At 70.0% G+C, this 15,747-nt stretch carries 18 protein-coding genes and 2 tRNA genes; 12 read left to right on the top strand and 8 right to left on the bottom strand.

Features of this window, described 5'->3' with window-relative positions; all coding sequences use genetic code 11:
- Window positions 1-120 precede the first annotated feature (120 nt).
- From ABD993_RS08460 to ABD993_RS08450, 3 genes are all read left to right on the top strand, one after another.
- Complete coding sequence (locus tag ABD993_RS08460) at window positions 121-549, top strand: GNAT family N-acetyltransferase (protein ID WP_345414426.1); 429 nt, start codon at window positions 121-123, stop codon at window positions 547-549.
- 193 nt (window positions 550-742) lie between these two features.
- Window positions 743-1,270 carry a hypothetical protein gene (locus ABD993_RS08455; protein ID WP_345414424.1) on the top strand — a complete coding sequence of 176 codons (528 nt, stop codon included), beginning with the start codon at window positions 743-745 and terminating at the stop codon, window positions 1,268-1,270.
- Window positions 1,271-1,314: 44 nt separating this feature from the next.
- Window positions 1,315-1,875, top strand: coding sequence for an HDIG domain-containing metalloprotein (locus tag ABD993_RS08450; protein WP_345414422.1), 561 nt, complete (start codon window positions 1,315-1,317; stop codon window positions 1,873-1,875).
- Here ABD993_RS08450 and ABD993_RS08445 read toward each other — a convergent pair.
- Both ABD993_RS08445 and ABD993_RS08440 read right to left on the bottom strand, forming a co-directional pair.
- Window positions 1,866-2,336, bottom strand: a complete 471-nt coding sequence (locus tag ABD993_RS08445) for an NUDIX hydrolase (protein ID WP_345414420.1) — start codon at window positions 2,334-2,336, stop codon at window positions 1,866-1,868. The two genes, ABD993_RS08450 and ABD993_RS08445, sit on opposite strands and share 10 nt — an antisense overlap.
- 12 nt (window positions 2,337-2,348) lie before the next feature.
- Entirely contained in the window at window positions 2,349-3,092 is a 744-nt protein-coding gene (locus ABD993_RS08440; RefSeq protein WP_345414419.1) for a helix-turn-helix domain-containing protein, read from the bottom strand.
- A 158-nt stretch (window positions 3,093-3,250) separates the two neighbouring features.
- Here ABD993_RS08440 and ABD993_RS08435 point away from each other — a divergent pair, with 158 nt between their 5' ends.
- The 9 genes from ABD993_RS08435 (at window position 3,251) to ABD993_RS08395 (ending at window position 9,371) form a co-directional block, all read left to right on the top strand.
- Window positions 3,251-3,730, top strand: a complete 480-nt coding sequence (locus ABD993_RS08435; protein ID WP_345414417.1) for a plasmid replication, integration and excision activator — start codon at window positions 3,251-3,253, stop codon at window positions 3,728-3,730.
- Window positions 3,727-4,074: a hypothetical protein gene (locus ABD993_RS08430; protein ID WP_345414415.1), complete on the top strand. Its 348-nt coding sequence runs from the start codon at window positions 3,727-3,729 to the stop codon at window positions 4,072-4,074. Before ABD993_RS08435 ends, ABD993_RS08430 begins: the two co-directional genes overlap by 4 nt.
- Window positions 4,071-4,436, top strand: coding sequence for a WhiB family transcriptional regulator (locus ABD993_RS08425; RefSeq protein WP_345414413.1), 366 nt, complete (start codon window positions 4,071-4,073; stop codon window positions 4,434-4,436). The genes ABD993_RS08430 and ABD993_RS08425 overlap by 4 nt, the downstream gene beginning before the upstream one ends.
- A gap of 139 nt (window positions 4,437-4,575) precedes the next feature.
- A complete protein-coding gene (locus ABD993_RS08420; protein ID WP_345414412.1) occupies window positions 4,576-5,286 on the top strand; it encodes a hypothetical protein in 711 nt (236 codons plus the stop codon).
- 2 nt (window positions 5,287-5,288) lie between these two features.
- Window positions 5,289-6,116: an FtsK/SpoIIIE domain-containing protein gene (locus ABD993_RS08415; RefSeq protein WP_345414410.1), complete on the top strand. Its 828-nt coding sequence runs from the start codon at window positions 5,289-5,291 to the stop codon at window positions 6,114-6,116.
- Entirely contained in the window at window positions 6,116-6,403 is a 288-nt protein-coding gene (locus tag ABD993_RS08410) for a hypothetical protein (protein ID WP_345414409.1), read from the top strand. Before ABD993_RS08415 ends, ABD993_RS08410 begins: the two co-directional genes overlap by 1 nt.
- A complete protein-coding gene (locus ABD993_RS08405; RefSeq protein WP_345414408.1) occupies window positions 6,400-8,055 on the top strand; it encodes a replication initiator in 1,656 nt (551 codons plus the stop codon). The genes ABD993_RS08410 and ABD993_RS08405 overlap by 4 nt, the downstream gene beginning before the upstream one ends.
- Complete coding sequence (locus ABD993_RS08400) at window positions 8,056-8,235, top strand: helix-turn-helix domain-containing protein (RefSeq protein ID WP_181781923.1); 180 nt, start codon at window positions 8,056-8,058, stop codon at window positions 8,233-8,235. It abuts the gene before it with no gap.
- Entirely contained in the window at window positions 8,232-9,371 is a 1,140-nt protein-coding gene (locus ABD993_RS08395) for a tyrosine-type recombinase/integrase (RefSeq protein ID WP_345414404.1), read from the top strand. The genes ABD993_RS08400 and ABD993_RS08395 overlap by 4 nt, the downstream gene beginning before the upstream one ends.
- Before the next feature lie 77 nt (window positions 9,372-9,448).
- On the opposite strand, the gene ABD993_RS08390 is transcribed toward ABD993_RS08395, so the two are convergent.
- The 6 genes from ABD993_RS08390 to gyrB form a co-directional block, all read right to left on the bottom strand.
- A tRNA-Ala gene (locus ABD993_RS08390) sits at window positions 9,449-9,524 on the bottom strand.
- Between the two features lie 12 nt (window positions 9,525-9,536).
- A complete protein-coding gene (locus tag ABD993_RS08385) occupies window positions 9,537-9,647 on the bottom strand; it encodes a DLW-39 family protein (protein WP_345414403.1) in 111 nt (36 codons plus the stop codon).
- A gap of 25 nt (window positions 9,648-9,672) precedes the next feature.
- A tRNA-Ile gene (locus tag ABD993_RS08380) sits at window positions 9,673-9,746 on the bottom strand.
- Between the two features lie 50 nt (window positions 9,747-9,796).
- A complete protein-coding gene (locus ABD993_RS36645; protein ID WP_425568920.1) occupies window positions 9,797-10,804 on the bottom strand; it encodes a DUF3566 domain-containing protein in 1,008 nt (335 codons plus the stop codon).
- 52 nt (window positions 10,805-10,856) lie between these two features.
- Window positions 10,857-13,358 (bottom strand): DNA gyrase subunit A, encoded by a 2,502-nt coding sequence (gene gyrA, locus ABD993_RS08370; protein ID WP_345414402.1) that lies wholly within the window; start codon window positions 13,356-13,358, stop codon window positions 10,857-10,859.
- A 34-nt stretch (window positions 13,359-13,392) separates the two neighbouring features.
- On the bottom strand, window positions 13,393-15,372 hold the full coding sequence (gene gyrB / locus ABD993_RS08365; protein WP_345414400.1) for a DNA topoisomerase (ATP-hydrolyzing) subunit B: 1,980 nt from the start codon (window positions 15,370-15,372) through the stop codon (window positions 13,393-13,395).
- Window positions 15,373-15,747: the final 375 nt, after the last annotated feature.

Genomic DNA, 15,747 nt, shown 5'->3' with positions numbered 1-15,747 from the left:
TGGGCCCACCGCGTCACCGCCGCCGCTTGACACCGCTACGCCATGGGATGTCTGAGCGGTGCCGGGTTCGGGCGGAGCCCGGTTCTTGTCTCGTCACCATTGTCACTCGATGATGGAGCGGTGCTGACGCTCCGGCCGCTGCGAGGTGATGACGTGCCTGGGCTGGAGATGCTCACAGCAGCTGACGTGGAGTGGAAGCGGCGGCTAGGAATGCCACATGCCACGTGGTGGCGGCTCGTGTCCACAGACGCGGACCGCTTTGGTTGGCTGGTAATCTCCGACGAAGAGGTAATCGGTTACGTCGACGCGGAGCGCGACGGTGGCACGGTCTCGATGGCGATGGCGGTATTCGAGTCGTGGCGGGGCCGCGGACACTCACGGAAGATCATCGAGCTGCTGACGACCGTGGAGCCGTTGTGTAGCGCTCGCGCGCTTATCGCGACTGTAGAGCCCGACAATCGGGCCAGCCGTGCAGTTGCCCGATCGGCTGGTTTCTTCGAAGACGGCCGCGACAAGGATGGGCTGGTCATCTACAGGATGCAGCTCTGATCAAATCGACACCACAGCGGCTGGGCCGGGTAGCCAGTGCCACCGGCCGTGAGCGGGCCGGAGGCAGGAGCGAGCGAGCCGGGTGGTGCTGGCGTAGCCGGCCCGCGCCGCCGGAGGCGGCGCCTTGATCCAAGAGAGTCCTATCCGGCAGTGCGGCCGCCCCAGCCCGGTGGGCTGGCCATAAGGTGCGACGGTGGCCGTGGCGATGCGGGCGTTCGTACAGCAGGGTGTGGCGGACGGAGCCGAGTGGGCGACCGTGCACGGTGTCGCGGAGAAGCTGCTCGCGCACCTGAACGAGCCGGAGGCGTTGGAGCAGCTCGCGGTTGCGAACATGCCGGGCCAGTCCAGCGCGCTCGTGCAGGCCACGTTCGCCGAGTTCGCCCGCGACCTGGGCTTCGTCGACGAGTCCAGAGGACTGTTCGACAGCTACGAGAACCGCGCGCTCCGGCCGGACTACTACCTGCCCGTCGGCGCGAACGGCATCCTGCTCGAAGTCGAGCGGGGCAAGACGACGATCAACAACATGGACCTGCTCGACTTCTGGAAGTGCCACCTGTGTGAGCACGCGAACTACCTGTTCTTGATGGTCCCGCAGGAGCTGCGCCAAAACGCCACGATGTCGCCTCGGCGAGAGTTCAACACCGTGGTCAAGCGCATGGCGTCGTTCTTCGTCCCGCGGAACTACACCAACGTCCGGGGCCTGTGCGTCTTCGGCTACTGAAGGGCCGGCCTGCTCTGCTTCGAGCTCGCCCATAGGGTCACCCAGTGCAGCTCGTGGAGTGGGCCGAGGAGACGGCCCGTGATCGTCTGGCGGAGGCGTTGCCGCGTCGGTGGTCGCATGTGCAGGCGGTGGCTCGGCGGGCCGGGCAGCTCTCGCCGCCGCTGGGCGAGGATGGGGAGCTGCTGCACGCTGCTGCGTGGCTCCACGATGTTGGCTACGCCCCAGAGCTGGCGACGACCGGGTTTCATCCGCTCGACGGGGCTCGGTATCTCAGGACCGAAGACGTCCCGAGTCGGCTCGTCGGCCTGGTCGCGATGCACTCTTCGGCGGCCGCGGAAGCGGAGCTGTTCGGGGTGGCGGACCAGCTCGGGGAGTTCACCGACGAGCGGACGCTGACGCGGGATCTGCTGTGGTGGTGCGACATGACCATCGGCCCGGACGGGCAGTGCATGACCTTCGAGGAGCGGATGGACGACGTGCGGGCTCGCTACGGCCCGGACCACTACGTCACGCAAGCCCTCGACCGCGGCATGGCCGAGCGGGTGGGCGCGGTCGAGCGCGCGGAGGCGTGGATCGCCTCGGTGGGGCTGGCCGGTCAGGTGTAGAAGGGCTCGGTCCGTTCCTGGAGTCCGTGGTCGATGCGGAGCCGGATGGAGGGGTGGATGTCCAGCTCGTCGAGCTGGGCGGGGTCGACCCAGCGGACCTCGGAGGACTCGTCGCTCGTGCGCGGCTCGCCACTGATGGGGCGGGCGCGGAAGCAGATGGAGAACTCCTGGCGGACCTCACCGTCGTCGTAGGCCATGACATGGTGGGGGTTGGAGTAGATGCCGATCAGGCCGGTGACCTCGACGGTGATGCCGGTTTCCTCGATGGTCTCGCGGATGACGGCTTCGGTCATGGTCTCGCCGAGCTCATGGCGGCCGCCGGGGATGGCGTGCTTGTCGTTGTCGGTGCGGCGGATCATGAGCAGCCGCCCGGCGTCGTCGCGGACGAGCGCGGACAGGGCGATGACGATGCTGTTGGGCTTGGGTGCGTCGGGGTCGTCGAGATAGTCGGTCCGGGTCACGGACTCAATGGTTCACCATGTGGCGGGCTTCGACAGCGTCCAGACGTCGACGAAGCTGGTGGCGTAGGTGTCGAACAGGTCGCCGGCGCCGAGTTTGCGCAGGTGCAGGGCGGGGGCGTGGGCTCCGGGGACGCCGTAGACGTGGGCGTTGACGATCATCTGCTCGTCGAAGCGGAAGATCGAGTTGTAGAGCGTGGTCTTGTGGAAGCGGAACTCGATGCCGGGGGTGTCGAGCAGGGGCTTGTAGGCGGCGAGGCCGTAGCGGATGCGGGCGGCGAGGACGCCCTTGCCGAGCTGCTCCTCCTCGCTGCGCAGGGTCACCGCGCGGCAGGCCGGGTCCCCGAAGTTGATCCGGATGGTGACGCCCGCGGCGGCCTTCTCGGACAGGGTGCGGATGAAGTTGGGTCGCTCGACGAGGAACTGACCGGCGTGCACGAGGACGTCTATGCGGTCGCGGGCCTCGGCGAGCAGGTGGTCCCACAGGTCGAGCGGGACGGCGTTGCGGTGCGGGTAGGCCCCGACGATCTCGGACGCGGCGATGCTGGCCTGACGCTCGGGTGGCAGCGCGGCGGGCCACAGGTACGACTCCGGCTGCGCCAGCACAGCGGCTAAGGCGTTGCGGTGCTTGGGGTACGGCGTGCGATCCTGAGTCATCCACCGCTCGACCGTCTTGGGGTCGACGCCGATCTTCTCGGCCGCATCGGCGGTGCTGAGGCCGGCGCTGAGCAGTGCGTCGCGCAGCCGTTCGTTCGCCACTGCCACTCCCGAGGGACGACTTCAGGGACGACTTATCGTCCCTCAGACGTCCTTACTTGTCCAGCCGTGTGGTGAAGCCGTCCGCGGAATCTGCGGAGAGTGAGTAGCCGACGGACACCGGGTCGGCCGGGTCCGCGGACCTCACGGAGTCACCTGTGATGCAGGGCAACACGTACGCCGGCTACAACAAGTTCCCCAGCTCGATGGAGCAGCTGATGCCCTTCGGGGCGTGGCTCGTCTCGGGTGTCGAGCCGATCAAGGACTTCGACGCGTCCGGGCGCGGTCCGGACGAGTTCGTGCAGGCCAGGGACAAGGACACCGGGCTGCCGCTGTGGATGGTCACGGTGCAGTCCGGGGACCTGGAGAACGCCCCGGCCTGGCTGCACCGGTTGAAGGTGAAGGTCGTCGCCGAGCGCCAGCCGGAGCTACCGCCGGTCATGCCCGGCACCCCGTTCCGGCCGGTGTACCTGGAGGGGCTGGTCGTCGTCCCGTACATGGACGACAAGGCGTGCACGCCGGCTGAGCCGGGCCGCCGTCACCGCTGCCGGGCCAAGGTCGCCTACTCGGTGCGGGCTTCAGGCATCCGGGCGCCGAGGACCAACGAGCGCCCGGCGCCGAGCCAGGAGAACGCGGCATGAGCGCCCCGACCGTGATCCCCGCTTCCGTCCTCGTAGACCGTGCCCTCACCCGACTCTGGCGGGCCAAGACTGCCGCGTTCCGGATGCCGTACGACACGCCCGCGCAGTCTGCGGCCCGTGCCCGCACGATCGCGGAGCTGTTCGGCCGTGAACGTCGCTGGTGGGAGGTGCTGACGCGGCACAGCTCCTCGGAAGTCGCGTGGCCCTACCGGCAGGCGGTCATCGAGGCGACGGCCAAGGCCCGTGGGGACGCGATCTTCTGGAACGAGACCGCCGCCTTCTGGACCGCCCGCGCCAACGGCGCGACGGCCGATGAGGCGGACGCCGCGAGGTGGTCGGCATGAGCACCGATCGTGTCCTCGCTCGCGTCCGGAAGGTCGTCGGCACCGCAGGCCTGGAGCGCCTCGGCCCCGGCGGCACCCGCTCGACGCTGCGCGCGCTGCTGTTCGACGGCGCCGGTGTCCCCGCCTGGCACCAGGCCGCCGCCTGCCGGGACCTCGGCTCGGAGGCGTTCTTCGTCGACTCCGCCCCGGACGCGAACCTGCGGGTCCAGGCGGCCAAGCGGGTCTGTCGGGGCTGCCCGGTCCGCACAGCCTGCCTGGCCGACGTCATGGCCTGGGAGCGGCCCTCGCGCCGTTACGGCGTCGTCGGCGGGCTGTCCCCGGTCGAGCGGCAGCGGCTGCACCTGCGGATGCGGGAGGCCTGATGCGCCGCACCCGTCCCCGCCGCGCCCCGGAGCGCTGCGCCCTGTGTGACCGGCAGATCGCCCGGCGCACCGCCACCCACCGCCACCACTGCTGTGCCCGACTGACCGCCGGTCTCGTCCCGGCGAGGAGGTACCTCTGATGTCCCGTCGCATGATCGTCCGCCCGAGCGACACCCGGAACAACCGGGCCGAGCCGTTCGAGGTCTTCACCCGCCCCCAGCGCTCCCTGCCCGCCCGGATCGCCGGTCTCGTGCTTCGGCTGCGCGCCGAGATCATCACCGCCGCCGTCCTGCTGATCGTCTGGCTCTGGCTCGCCGGCCTGGTCGATACCTGGCCGGTCGCCGCGGCCTTCGGGGAGCTGATCACCGGCCCGCCCGACACCCCGGACGACACCGGGTCGGCCACCGTCGGCGGGCTGCTGCTGTCCGCGCTCGTGGTCGCTGTGCTCGTCGGGGTCGTGTTCGTGGTGCCGCGGTCGCGTCGGTTCGTGGTCCGTCGCGGGTGGGCGGTGATGTCGCGGCATCGGCTGCGGGCGGTGTTCGTCGAGCGTCGGGTCATGAACTACACCGGGAACCTGCCCGTCATCGTTTGGGCGCGCCCCACCGCCGTGGGTGAGCGGGTGTGGCTGGTCCTGCGGGCCGGGATCGAGCTGGGCGACGTCGAGCGCAACCTCGACTACATCGCCTCGGGCTGCTGGGGCAGGGCTGCCCGTGCGGAGGCTCGCCGCTCGATGACCGCGCTGGTGGTCGTCGACGTCGTGCGCCGCGACCCGCTCTCCGCTGGCCCCGCGGTCGTCTCGCCGATCCCGCATGTCGTGCCTGCGCCGGTGCCCGTCCTGGAAGGGGCCTGAACATGAGTGTCCTGTCCCGCTTCACCCCGCGACCCGCGCCGACTCCCGGCGGGCTGTCGATGTTCGACCCGGTCGCGCTCGGCATCGACGAGAACTCCACGCCCGTGCGGATCGGGCTCGCCTACCGCAACATCCTGCTGGCCGGAGAGCCCGGCTCGGGCAAGTCCGGCGGCCTGAACAACATCGTCGCCCACGCCGCACTGTCGCTGGACTGTCGGCTGTGGCTGATGGACGGCAAGCGCGTCGAGCTCGGCCTGTGGCGCTCCTGCGCGGACCGGTTCGTCGGCGCGGACATCGCCGAGGCCCTCGACACCCTCACCGCTCTACAGGTCGAGATGGACCGCCGATACGACGACCTCGACGCCGCCGGCGCCCGGAAGATCACCCCCGGTGGGGAGCCGCTGATCGTCCTGGTCGTCGACGAGGTCGCCTACTACTCGGCCACCACCGGCGACCGCAAACAGCGCGACGCCTTCGCCATGCTCCTGCGTGACGTCGTCGCCCGCGGCCGCGCCGCCGGGATCATCACCGTCGCCGCCACGCAGCGGCCCTCGCACGACATCATCCCCACGTCGCTGCGGGACCTGTTCGGGTACCGGCTGGCGTTCCGGTGCACCACCGAGACCAGCTCCGACATCGTCCTCGGCCACGGCTGGGCCACCCGCGGCGCCGACGCCTCACTCATCGACCCGGCCGACCGCGGCGTCGGATGGCTGCTCGCCGAGGGCGGACTCCCGCGCCGGATCCGCTGCGCCTACCTCGACGACCCCACCATCACCATGATCGCCGCCTACGCCGCCGAGCTGCGCGCCGAGGCAGGTGAGAGCTGATGTCAGCGCTGCACCGCTCCACCGAAGCGACGCTGATCCATGTCGTGGTCATCGTGGTCACGCTCGCCGCCGGGGTCGCCGCGGTCGTCCCCGCGTTCGAAGCCTGGTTCAACTCGGCCGTCTTCGTCGGTCTCGGCGCCGGCGCGCTGTGGATCGTCATCGCCCTCGTCCGGCGGGAGCTGCGCATCCGCCGCCGCCTCGATGCGATCCGCAACGAGCCCACCCCTGCGCGCCACATCGACACCCGGCACTGGCACACCACCACCGATCGGAGGGATGCCGCGTGACCGAGATCGAGACCCCGGCGCCCGTGGGCAAGCTGCTCGCCCCGCTCGCCCGCCAGCTCGCCGAGACCATGGCCACCGAGGTCGGCGCCTGCGTGCGCCCTCTCGCCGTGCGCCGCACCGACACCACCACCGGCGCCACGACCGTCGTACCTATCCCATGCGGCACGACCCGCGCCTCCAAATGCCCATCCTGTGCAGACCGGGCACGGAAGCTGCGGGTCTGGCAGGCACGAGAAGGCTGGCACCTCACCGAAGAGCCCCGGGTCGAGACCGCCGAGCCCACCCAGGAACAGATGGCTCTCATCGGATACCGAGCCGACCTCGAGTCCGCCCGCACCGCCGCCCTCGAGGCCGACGACCGCCACCAAGTCACCGAGCTGGACCGCGCCATCGACGACTGCGAGACCCTGCTCCGCGGCGAAGGCATCCGCGGCAGCCTCCCGCGCCGCCATCCCGACGACGACAAGCCCCGCCGCCGTGTGCGCTCCACCCGTCGACGTCAGGACGTCCCGGATCTCCCGCGGCGTCGGGTCTCGGCCCGCACCACCGGCCGGACCTTCGAGGGCCGCGACGGGCGCACCTTCCAGCCCTCGACGTTCCTCACGCTCACGATGCCCTCCTACGGCCGCGTCCACGCCGACGGGACCCCGGTCGACCCGAACCGCTACGACTACCGCCGCGCCGCCCGCGACGCGATCCACTTCGGGCTGCTCATCGACCGGTTCTGGCAGAACCTCCGACGGGCCTGCGGGTGGAACGTGCAGTACTTCGCCACCGTCGAACCCCAGCGCCGCGGAGCACCACACCTGCACGCCGCCATCCGCGGCACCATCCCGCGGGCACTGCTCCGTCAGGTCGCCGCCGCGACCTACCACCAGGTGTGGTGGCCCCAGCACGACCAGCCCGTCTACTCCGCCGACGCGCTACCGGTCTGGGACGAGACCCGCCCCGAGCCCTGCTACGTCGACCCCACCACGGGAGAGCCGCTGCGCACGTTCGACCAGGCCCTCGACGACATCGACGACGACCCCGACCTGCCGCCCGCCCACGTCGTGCGGCTCGGGACACAGGTCGACGTTCAAGGCGTGCTCGGCGGCAGCGACAAGGCGGGCGAGTGCCTCGGCTACCTCGTGAAGTACCTGACCAAGTCCATCGACGAATGCCACACCGCCGAGACCGACCGCCAGGCCGTGCACGTCGAGCGGTTCGTCCAGGCCCTCCGGTATGAGCCCTGCTCCGAGAAATGCGCGAACTGGCTGCTCTACGGCGTGCAGCCCGAGGGCGCCAAGGCCGGGCTGATCCCCGGACGGTGCAAGGGCAAGGCCCACAAGCCCGAACACCTCGGCTACGCCGGCCGCCGCTGCCTCGTCTCCCGCAAGTGGTCCGGCAAGAACCTCACCGAGCACCGCACCGACCGCCGCGACCACGTCCTCCGCGCCCTCGGCGCCGTCGGGATCACCCCGCGGCAAGCCACCGAGGACGACCCCGGCGACCGGTACGTCTGGACGCCGATCCGGCCCACCGACCCCGACCAACCCGACCGCGTCGAGCTGCTCATGCGCTCGATCTCCGAACGACGGCGATGGCGCGAGCAGTACGAGCGAGCACGGGCAGGACTTCCGGCAACCGAGACCCGAGGGGAGGTGGCGTAGATGGAACGGCAGCTGTTGACGGCCGAGGAGGTCGCCGAGGTCCTGCACATCGGCCGGACGCGCGTCTACGAGCTGATCTATGCGGGCCAGCTCCAGTCGATCAAGATCGGGCGGCTTCGGCGCGTGCCCGTGTCGGCCGTCGAGGAATTCATCCGGCAGATGGTCGGTGAGGCCGCATGACCGGGCGGCGCCGCGGAAGCGGTGAGGGCTCGATCTACCGCCGCGCGGACGGCAAGTGGGTCGCGATGCTGGATCTCGGCTGGGAGAACGGCAAGCGCCGCCGACGCGCGGTCTACGGCAAGACGAGGGCCGAGGTCGCCGCGAAACTCAAAGAGCTGCACCGCGCCCAGGAGGACGGCGTCAACCTGGCTGCCAAGCCGCGGACGCTCGCGGAGTGGCTCGACGAGTGGCTGAACGACATCAAGGCGAAGGACGGGACGCGGCCCTCGACGCTCGACCGCTACCGGCTCGTCGTCCGCCTGGACCTCGTGCCCGCGCTCGGCAAGATCCGCGTGGACAAGCTGACGGTGCGAGACGTCCAACGCTTCCTGACCGCGAAGGGCGAGACCTCCTCCCCCGGCGGCGTCGCGAAGATCCACGCGGTGCTCCGGGCCGCCCTCTCGGACGCCGTGCGGTTTGAGCTGGTCAGCCGGAACGTGGCGAAGTCGGTCAAGCTCCCGAGCAGCGCTGCGGCGGAGCGACGGGTTCCGACACCCGAGGAGATCCGGCAGCTGTTCACGGCCGCGGAGGGCGATCGGCTCGGCGAGGTCTTCCGGCTGGCGGTCCTGCTGGGACTCCGGCGTGGTGAGCTGCTCGGGCTCCGTTGGACCGACGTCGACCTGGAGAATCGCTTTCTCGTCGTCCGGACAACGATTCAACGGTCGGGAGGTCAGCTGCGTGTGGCCGAGCCGAAGACGCGCAGGTCGGCTCGGCGCATCCGCCTCTCGCAGAGCGCCGTCCGCGCGTTCGAGCGCCAGCGCATCCGGCAGGCCAAGGAACGGCTCGCGGCGGGCTCGGCCTGGCAGGACCAGGGCTGGGTGTTCGCCTCGCAGATCGGCACGCCGACGGAGCCCCGAAACCTGAACCGGCGCTTCGACCAGATCCGGCACGCGGCAGGGCTCGACTGGCTGCATCTGCACGATCTCCGCCACGCCTGCGGGACTTACCTGATCGCCGAGGGCGTCGACCTGCGGACCGTGATGGAGGTGCTCGGACACTCGACGTTCCGGCTCACGATGGACACCTACGCCCACGTGCTCGACGGCCAGCTCCACACCGCCGCGGACGCGATGGACCGGGCCTTCGGGGAGGACTGAGGAGTGCTGTGGCTACACGGTTGGCAACACTCGGCCGATCCGCGAGCGGGCTCCTCAGCGAATCTGCTGGTGAGCGGTGGTGGAGACGAGGGGAATCGAACCCCTAACCCCCGCCTTGCAAAGGCGGTGCTCTGCCAATTGAGCTACGTCCCCGTGGAGCCAAGCCTACCGGGTGGTGGCCTCGTGCCAGGGATCCGTGTCGGTACGGGACCTCAGCGAGAGGGCTACCAGGATCGCGGCGCCGGCCGCGGCGAGAACCGCGAGGAGCTTCTTCACGTCGATCACCTCGAAGCCGGTGGAGTGGGCCTAGCTGGATTTGAACCAGCGACCTCATCGTTATCAGCGATGCGCTCTAACCAACTGAGCTATAGGCCCCTGCGGCGTGCAGAACTTTACAGCAGCCCCGCACGCCGTTCCGCGGGGGGTCAGTCCCGCTCGGAGAGCGTGACCTCGACCCCGCCGACCAGGTCGGCGGAGACGTTGTAGACGAAGGCGCCCACGGTCATGGCCACGGCGAACAGCAGGCTGTTGACCGCACCGATCACCGCGGCGATGCCGAACACGCTGCCCGCGCTGATCAGCGAGCCGCCGCCGCTCTGCTCCCCGCCGGAGACGAGGTCGGCGTAGGTGCCGTTGAGGCGGTCCCAGACGCCCATGCCGTCCAGCACGCCGTACAGCACGCCGACCGCGACCAGCCAGATGAAGAACAGCACCACGGCCAGGACCAGCGCCAGCTTGAGCACCGACCACGGGTCGAACCGCTTGACCTGCAGCAGGGCCTGTCGCGGCGCCCGCTCCCCGACGGCCGGGACCTCGGCGTGCACGTCCGCCCGCAGACCGCCGAACGACGCCTGACCGGAGGAGGGTGCGCCCCCACGGTCCAGGTAGGCCGTGGGGGCCTCGCTGAGCAGCGAGTCCACCGGGGCCTGGCGCGGGGTCGGACGCGAGGTCGCGGTCTCGGTGACCTCCGGGGTGCCCGAGGCCCGTCGCCAAGGGGGCGGGGTGGGCACCGAGCCGGGCTGGAAGGCCTGGGTGACCGGCTCCTCCTCGCGGGCGACCGGGTTCGACGACGACACGTCCGGACGGGGCCGCGGCAGCGGGCTGGGCGCGGGCGCGGCGGACCGGGGGAACACGGCGGTCTCGTTCGGCGCCGGGGAACCCGCGGAGCCGGACTCCGGCTCCGCCGAGGCGGGACCGGGCTCGGCGGCGGAAGCCGACTCCGCGGAGCCGTTGCGTTCCCCCGCCTGCTCGGACTCCCCGGGGTGCACTGCGCCGTTGGCGGGCGTGGTGCGGTCCTCGACGATCTCGGACGCGTCCGCCGGGGCCTCGGGCGCACCGTCCGCGGGCAGCTGTGGCTCACGGACGTAGCCGTCCGTGGCCACTCGGCCGTTCGGCCCCGACGTCGTCGGCGGGTTCTCTTCGTTGTCGCTCACGAGGTGGAGCACTCCTCGACGGTCGGCGTGCAGGGAGGGCGGGGACCGGCGGTCAGCCGGTTCCCTCCGGGGCCTCGTCGTCGTCCTCGGCGTTGCGCGCGACGGCCAGCAGCGTGGCGGTCTCGCCGAGGTTCATCAGACGGACTCCCTTGGTCTGCCGGCCTGCCTTCCGCACCTCGCGGGCCGAGGTCCGGATGACGCCACCGGTGGACGTGATCGCGTACAGCTCGTCGTCGATGCCGACGATGAGCGCACCGACCAGCGTGCCACGCCTGCGGTCGTACTGGAGGGTCAACACTCCCTTACCGCCGCGGCCCTGCACCGGGTAGTCCTCGATCGGCGTGCGCTTGGCGTACCCGCCCGCCGTGGCGACCAGGACGAACTTGTCGTTCTGGACGACGCCGAGCGAGAGCAGCTGGTCGCCGGAGTTGAAGCGCATGCCCAGCACACCCGACGTGGCGCGGCCCATCGGCCGGAGCACCTCGTCCGACGCGGTGAACCGGATGGACTGGCCCTCGGCCGAGACCAGCAGCAGGTCGTCCTCGGCGGAGCAGAGCACCGCGCCGACCAGCTCGTCCTCGTCCCGGAGGTTGATGCCGATCAGGCCGCCCGAGCGGTTGGAGTCGAAGTCCTCCAGGCGGGACTTCTTCACCAGGCCGTTCTTCGTGGCCAGCACCAGGTACGGCGCCGCCTGGTAGTCCTTGATCTGCATGACCTGGGCGATGTGCTCGTCCGGCTGGAAGGCCAGCAGGTTCGCGACGTGCTGGCCGCGGGCGTTGCGGTTCGCCTCGGGCAGCTCGTACGCCTTGAGCCGGTAGACCCGGCCCTTGTTGGTGAAGAACAGCATCCAGTCGTGCGTGGAGCACACGAAGAAGTGGGCGACGATGTCGTCCTGCTTCAGCGTGGCGCCCTGCACGCCCTTGCCGCCGCGCTTCTGCGCCCGGTAGAGGTCGGTCTTGGTGCGCTTCGCGTAGCCGGTCTGCGTGATCGTGACGACCACGTCCTCGACGGCGATGAGGTCCTCGTTGGTGACGTCCCCGTCGTCCGCCACCAGCCGGGTGCGCCGGTCGTCCCCGTGCTTCTCGACGATCTCGCTGAGCTCGTCCCGGACGATCTGCCGCTGCCGCTCGGGCCGGGCCAGGATGTCCTGGTAGTCCGCGATCTCGAGCTCGATCTCGGCCAGCTCGTCGATGATCTTCTGCCGCTCGAGCGCGGCCAGCCGACGCAGCTGCATGTCGAGGATGGCCTGCGCCTGGATCTCGTCGACCTCGAGGAGGTCGATGAGACCCTGGCGCGCGACGTCCACCGTCGCCGACGCCCGGATGAGGGCGATGACCTCGTCCAGCGCGTCCAGCGCCTTGACCAGACCACGCAGGATGTGGGCCCGCTCCTCGGCCTTGCGCAGCCGGAAGCGGGTGCGCCGGACGATGACCTCGATCTGGTGCCGGATGTAGTTCCGGACGACCTGGTCCAGCCGCAGCGTGCGGGGCACGCCGTCCACGATCGCCAGCATGTTGACGCCGAAGCTGTACTGCAGCTGGCTGTGCTTGTACAGGTTGTTCAGCACGACCTTGGCGACGGCGTCCCGCTTGAGCGTGAACACGATCCGCATGCCGATGCGGTCCGAGGACTCGTCGTTGATCTCGGAGATGCCGGTCATCTTGCCGTCGCGCACCATGCCGGCGATGGACTCGACGAGGTTGTCCGGGTTGACCTGGTACGGCAGCTCGGTGACGACGAGGATCGAGCGCCCCTTGGCGTCCTCCTCCACCTCCACGACGGCGCGCATCCGCACCGAGCCGCGGCCCGTGCGGTAGGCGGACTCGATGCCGTCCCGGCCCACGATCAGGCCCGCGGTCGGGAAGTCCGGGCCCTTGATGCGCTCCATCAGCGCCTCGAGGAGCTCCTCGTCCGACGCCTCGTAGTTGTCCAGCGCCCAGACGACGCCGGCACCCACCTCGCGCAGGTTGTGCGGCGGGATGTTGGTGGCCATCCCGACGGCGATGCCCGAGCTGCCGTTGATCAGCAGGTTGGGCACCCGGGCCGGCAGGACGTCCGGCTCCTGGGTCTTGCCGTCGTAGTTGTCCGTGAAGTCGACGGTCTCCTCGTCGATGTCCTGCAACATCGCCATCGCGAGGGGGGTGAGCCTGCACTCCGTGTACCGCATCGCCGCCGCGGGGTCGTTGCCCCGGGAGCCGAAGTTGCCCTGCCCGTCGATCAGCGGGTAGCGCATCGACCACGGCTGCGCGAGCCGGACGAGCGCGTCGTAGATCGAGCTGTCGCCGTGCGGGTGGTAGTTACCCATCACCTCGCCGACGACGCGGGCGCACTTGACGTAGGAGCGGTCCGGCCGGAAGCCGTTCTCCCCCATCGAGTACAGGACGCGCCGGTGCACCGGCTTGAGCCCGTCCTCGACGAGCGGCAGCGCGCGCCCGACGATCACGCTCATCGCGTAGTCGATGTAGGAGCGCTGCATCTCCTGCTGGATGTCGACCGGCTCGATCCGGTCGCCACCGCCGGCGCCGGGGAGCGCCGGGTCCAAGGTGTCTGTCACGAGAGCTCGCTATCTATACGTGTGTATCGGACGGTCAGACGTCGAGGAACCGGACGTCCTTGGCGTTCCGCGTGATGAAGGAGCGGCGGGACTCGACGTCCTCGCCCATCAGCACCGAGAACAGCTCGTCCGCGGTGGCGGCGTCGTCCAGGGTGACCCGCGACAGCATCCGGTGGGCCGGGTCCATCGTGGTCTCCCACAGCTCCTTGGCGTTCATCTCGCCGAGGCCCTTGTAGCGCTGGATGCCCTCGTCCTTGGGCAGCTTCTTGCCCGCCTCGCGGCCCGCGGCGATGAGCCCGTCCCGCTCGGCGTCCGAGTAGGCGAACTCCGGCTCGGCGCCGCGACCACCCCACTTGATCTTGTAGAGCGGCGGGTTGGCCAGGAACACGTGCCCCGCCTCGACCAACGGCCGCATGAAGCGGAACAGCAGGGTGAGCAGCAGCGTGCGGATGTGCTGGCCGTCCACGTCCGCGTCCGCCATCAGCACGATCTTGTGGTAGCGCAGCTTCTCGAGGTCGAACTCATCGTGGATGCCGGTGCCCAGGGCCGTGATGATGGCCTGGACCTCGGTGTTCTTGAGGACGCGGTCGATGCGGGCCTTCTCGACGTTGATGATCTTGCCGCGGATGGGCAGGATCGCCTGGTACATCGAGTCCCGGCCGGACTTGGCCGAGCCGCCCGCTGAGTCGCCCTCCACGATGTAGACCTCGGACTTGATCGGGTCCGTGGAGCGGCAGTCCGCCAGCTTGCCGGGCAGGCCGCCGATGTCACCGGCGCTCTTGCGCCGCACGAGCTCACGCGCCTTGCGCGCCGCGAGCCGCGCCTGCGCCGACGAGACCGCCTTGTTGACGATGATCTTGGCCTCGGCGGGGTTGCGCTCGAACCAGTCCGCCAGCCACTCGTTGCTGATCTTCTGCACGAACGACTTGACCTCGGTGTTGCCGAGCTTGGTCTTGGTCTGGCCCTCGAACTGCGGCTCTGCCACCTTGACGCTGACGATCGCGGCGAGGCCCTCGCGGATGTCGTCCCCGGACAGCGCCGGGTCCTTCTCCTTGATCAGCTTCTTGTCCCGCGCGTACTTGTTGACCGTGGTGGTCAGCGCGGAGCGGAAGCCCTCCTCGTGGGTGCCGCCCTCGTGGGTGTTGATCGTGTTGGCGAAGGTGTAGACGGACTCGGAATAGCCCGAGTTCCACTGCATCGCGACCTCGACCTGGTGGCCGGGACCCTCGCCGGTGTAGCCGATGACCTTCTTGTGGATCGCGTCCTTGCTGCGGTTGATGAACGCGACGAAGTCCTCGAGGCCGCCCGGGTAGTGGAAGGTCTGCTCCTTGACCTTCGCGACGAAGCCCTCCGCGTCGGGCTCCTCCTCGGCGTCCGACTCCGGGTTGCGCTCGTCGCGCAGCACGATCGTGAGGCCCTTGTTGAGGAAGGCCATCTCCTGCAGCCTGCGCTGGATCGTCTCCAGGCTGTAGGTGGTGGTCTCGAAGATCGTGGGGTCCGCCCAGAACGTGATCGAGGTGCCGGTGCGCGTGGACGGCTCGCCCTTGTGCAGCACGCCGGGCACGGAGTGGTCGTACCGCTGGGTCCAGACGAACCCGTCCACGTTGATCTCGACGTCCAGCCTGCTGGACAGCGCGTTCACCACGGAGACGCCGACGCCGTGCAGACCGCCGGAGACCGCGTAGGACTTGCCGTCGAACTTGCCGCCCGCGTGGAGCACGGTGAGCACGACCTCGACGGCGGGCTTCTTCTCCACGGGGTGCATGTCGACGGGGATGCCGCGGCCGTCGTCGATGACCCGGACGCCGCCGTCCGCCGTGAGGGTCACCTCGACCTTGGTCGCGTACCCGGCCATCGCCTCGTCGACGGCGTTGTCCACGACCTCCCAGATGAGGTGGTGCAGGCCACGCTCGCCGGTGGATCCGATGTACATGCCGGGGCGCTTGCGGACTGCTTCCAGACCCTCGAGCACCTGGATCGACGACGCGCTGTAGCCGCTCTTCTTCTCCGCCACTGGGCTGCCTGCTCCTCGCCACGTGAGCCGGCGCCCGAGCCCGCGGGAGGCGGGGCCGGTACCGGCTGGGGGGATCGGCCGGGACCAGCCCGACCGACACACTGTCTTGATTCTACCGGTCGGCTCCGGCAGAAAGACGGCTAGGACACGTCCAGAACCGTCACAGCCGCCCGATCCGGGCCCGAATCGGGTCCGGACGGCCGAAACGGGGGTCGAACGGCGCTCCCGCGCCATCACGGGGCGCTCAGCGGCTCGCTGGCGGACGCGAACGGTCACCCGGTAGTGGCCAGGGGCGCCCGGTCCGCCCCGGCACGGGAGCACGTTTCGTGCTGTCAGCGCGGCGAGGTCGCCGGTTCCGTGCTCTCAGGGTTGCAG

The organism is Pseudonocardia xishanensis (assembly GCF_039541715.1).
Lineage (GTDB): Bacteria > Actinomycetota > Actinomycetes > Mycobacteriales > Pseudonocardiaceae > Pseudonocardia > Pseudonocardia xishanensis.
Note: the sequence above shows the minus strand (reverse complement) of the source record. Positions and strands in the feature narration are given on the sequence as shown.

What these genes read in the sequence shown, in the direction of transcription:
- ABD993_RS08435 (WP_345414417.1), top strand. Translation starts at nt 3,251, where the DNA reads ATGCAGGGCAACACGTACGCCGGCTACAACAAGTTCCCCAGCTCGATG.
- ABD993_RS08430 (WP_345414415.1), top strand. Translation starts at nt 3,727, where the DNA reads ATGAGCGCCCCGACCGTGATCCCCGCTTCCGTCCTCGTAGACCGTGCC.
- ABD993_RS08425 (WP_345414413.1), top strand. Translation starts at nt 4,071, where the DNA reads ATGAGCACCGATCGTGTCCTCGCTCGCGTCCGGAAGGTCGTCGGCACC.
- ABD993_RS08420 (WP_345414412.1), top strand. Translation starts at nt 4,576, where the DNA reads ATGTCCCGTCGCATGATCGTCCGCCCGAGCGACACCCGGAACAACCGG.
- ABD993_RS08415 (WP_345414410.1), top strand. Translation starts at nt 5,289, where the DNA reads ATGAGTGTCCTGTCCCGCTTCACCCCGCGACCCGCGCCGACTCCCGGC.
- ABD993_RS08410 (WP_345414409.1), top strand. Translation starts at nt 6,116, where the DNA reads ATGTCAGCGCTGCACCGCTCCACCGAAGCGACGCTGATCCATGTCGTG.
- ABD993_RS08400 (WP_181781923.1), top strand. Translation starts at nt 8,056, where the DNA reads ATGGAACGGCAGCTGTTGACGGCCGAGGAGGTCGCCGAGGTCCTGCAC.
- ABD993_RS08395 (WP_345414404.1), top strand. Translation starts at nt 8,232, where the DNA reads ATGACCGGGCGGCGCCGCGGAAGCGGTGAGGGCTCGATCTACCGCCGC.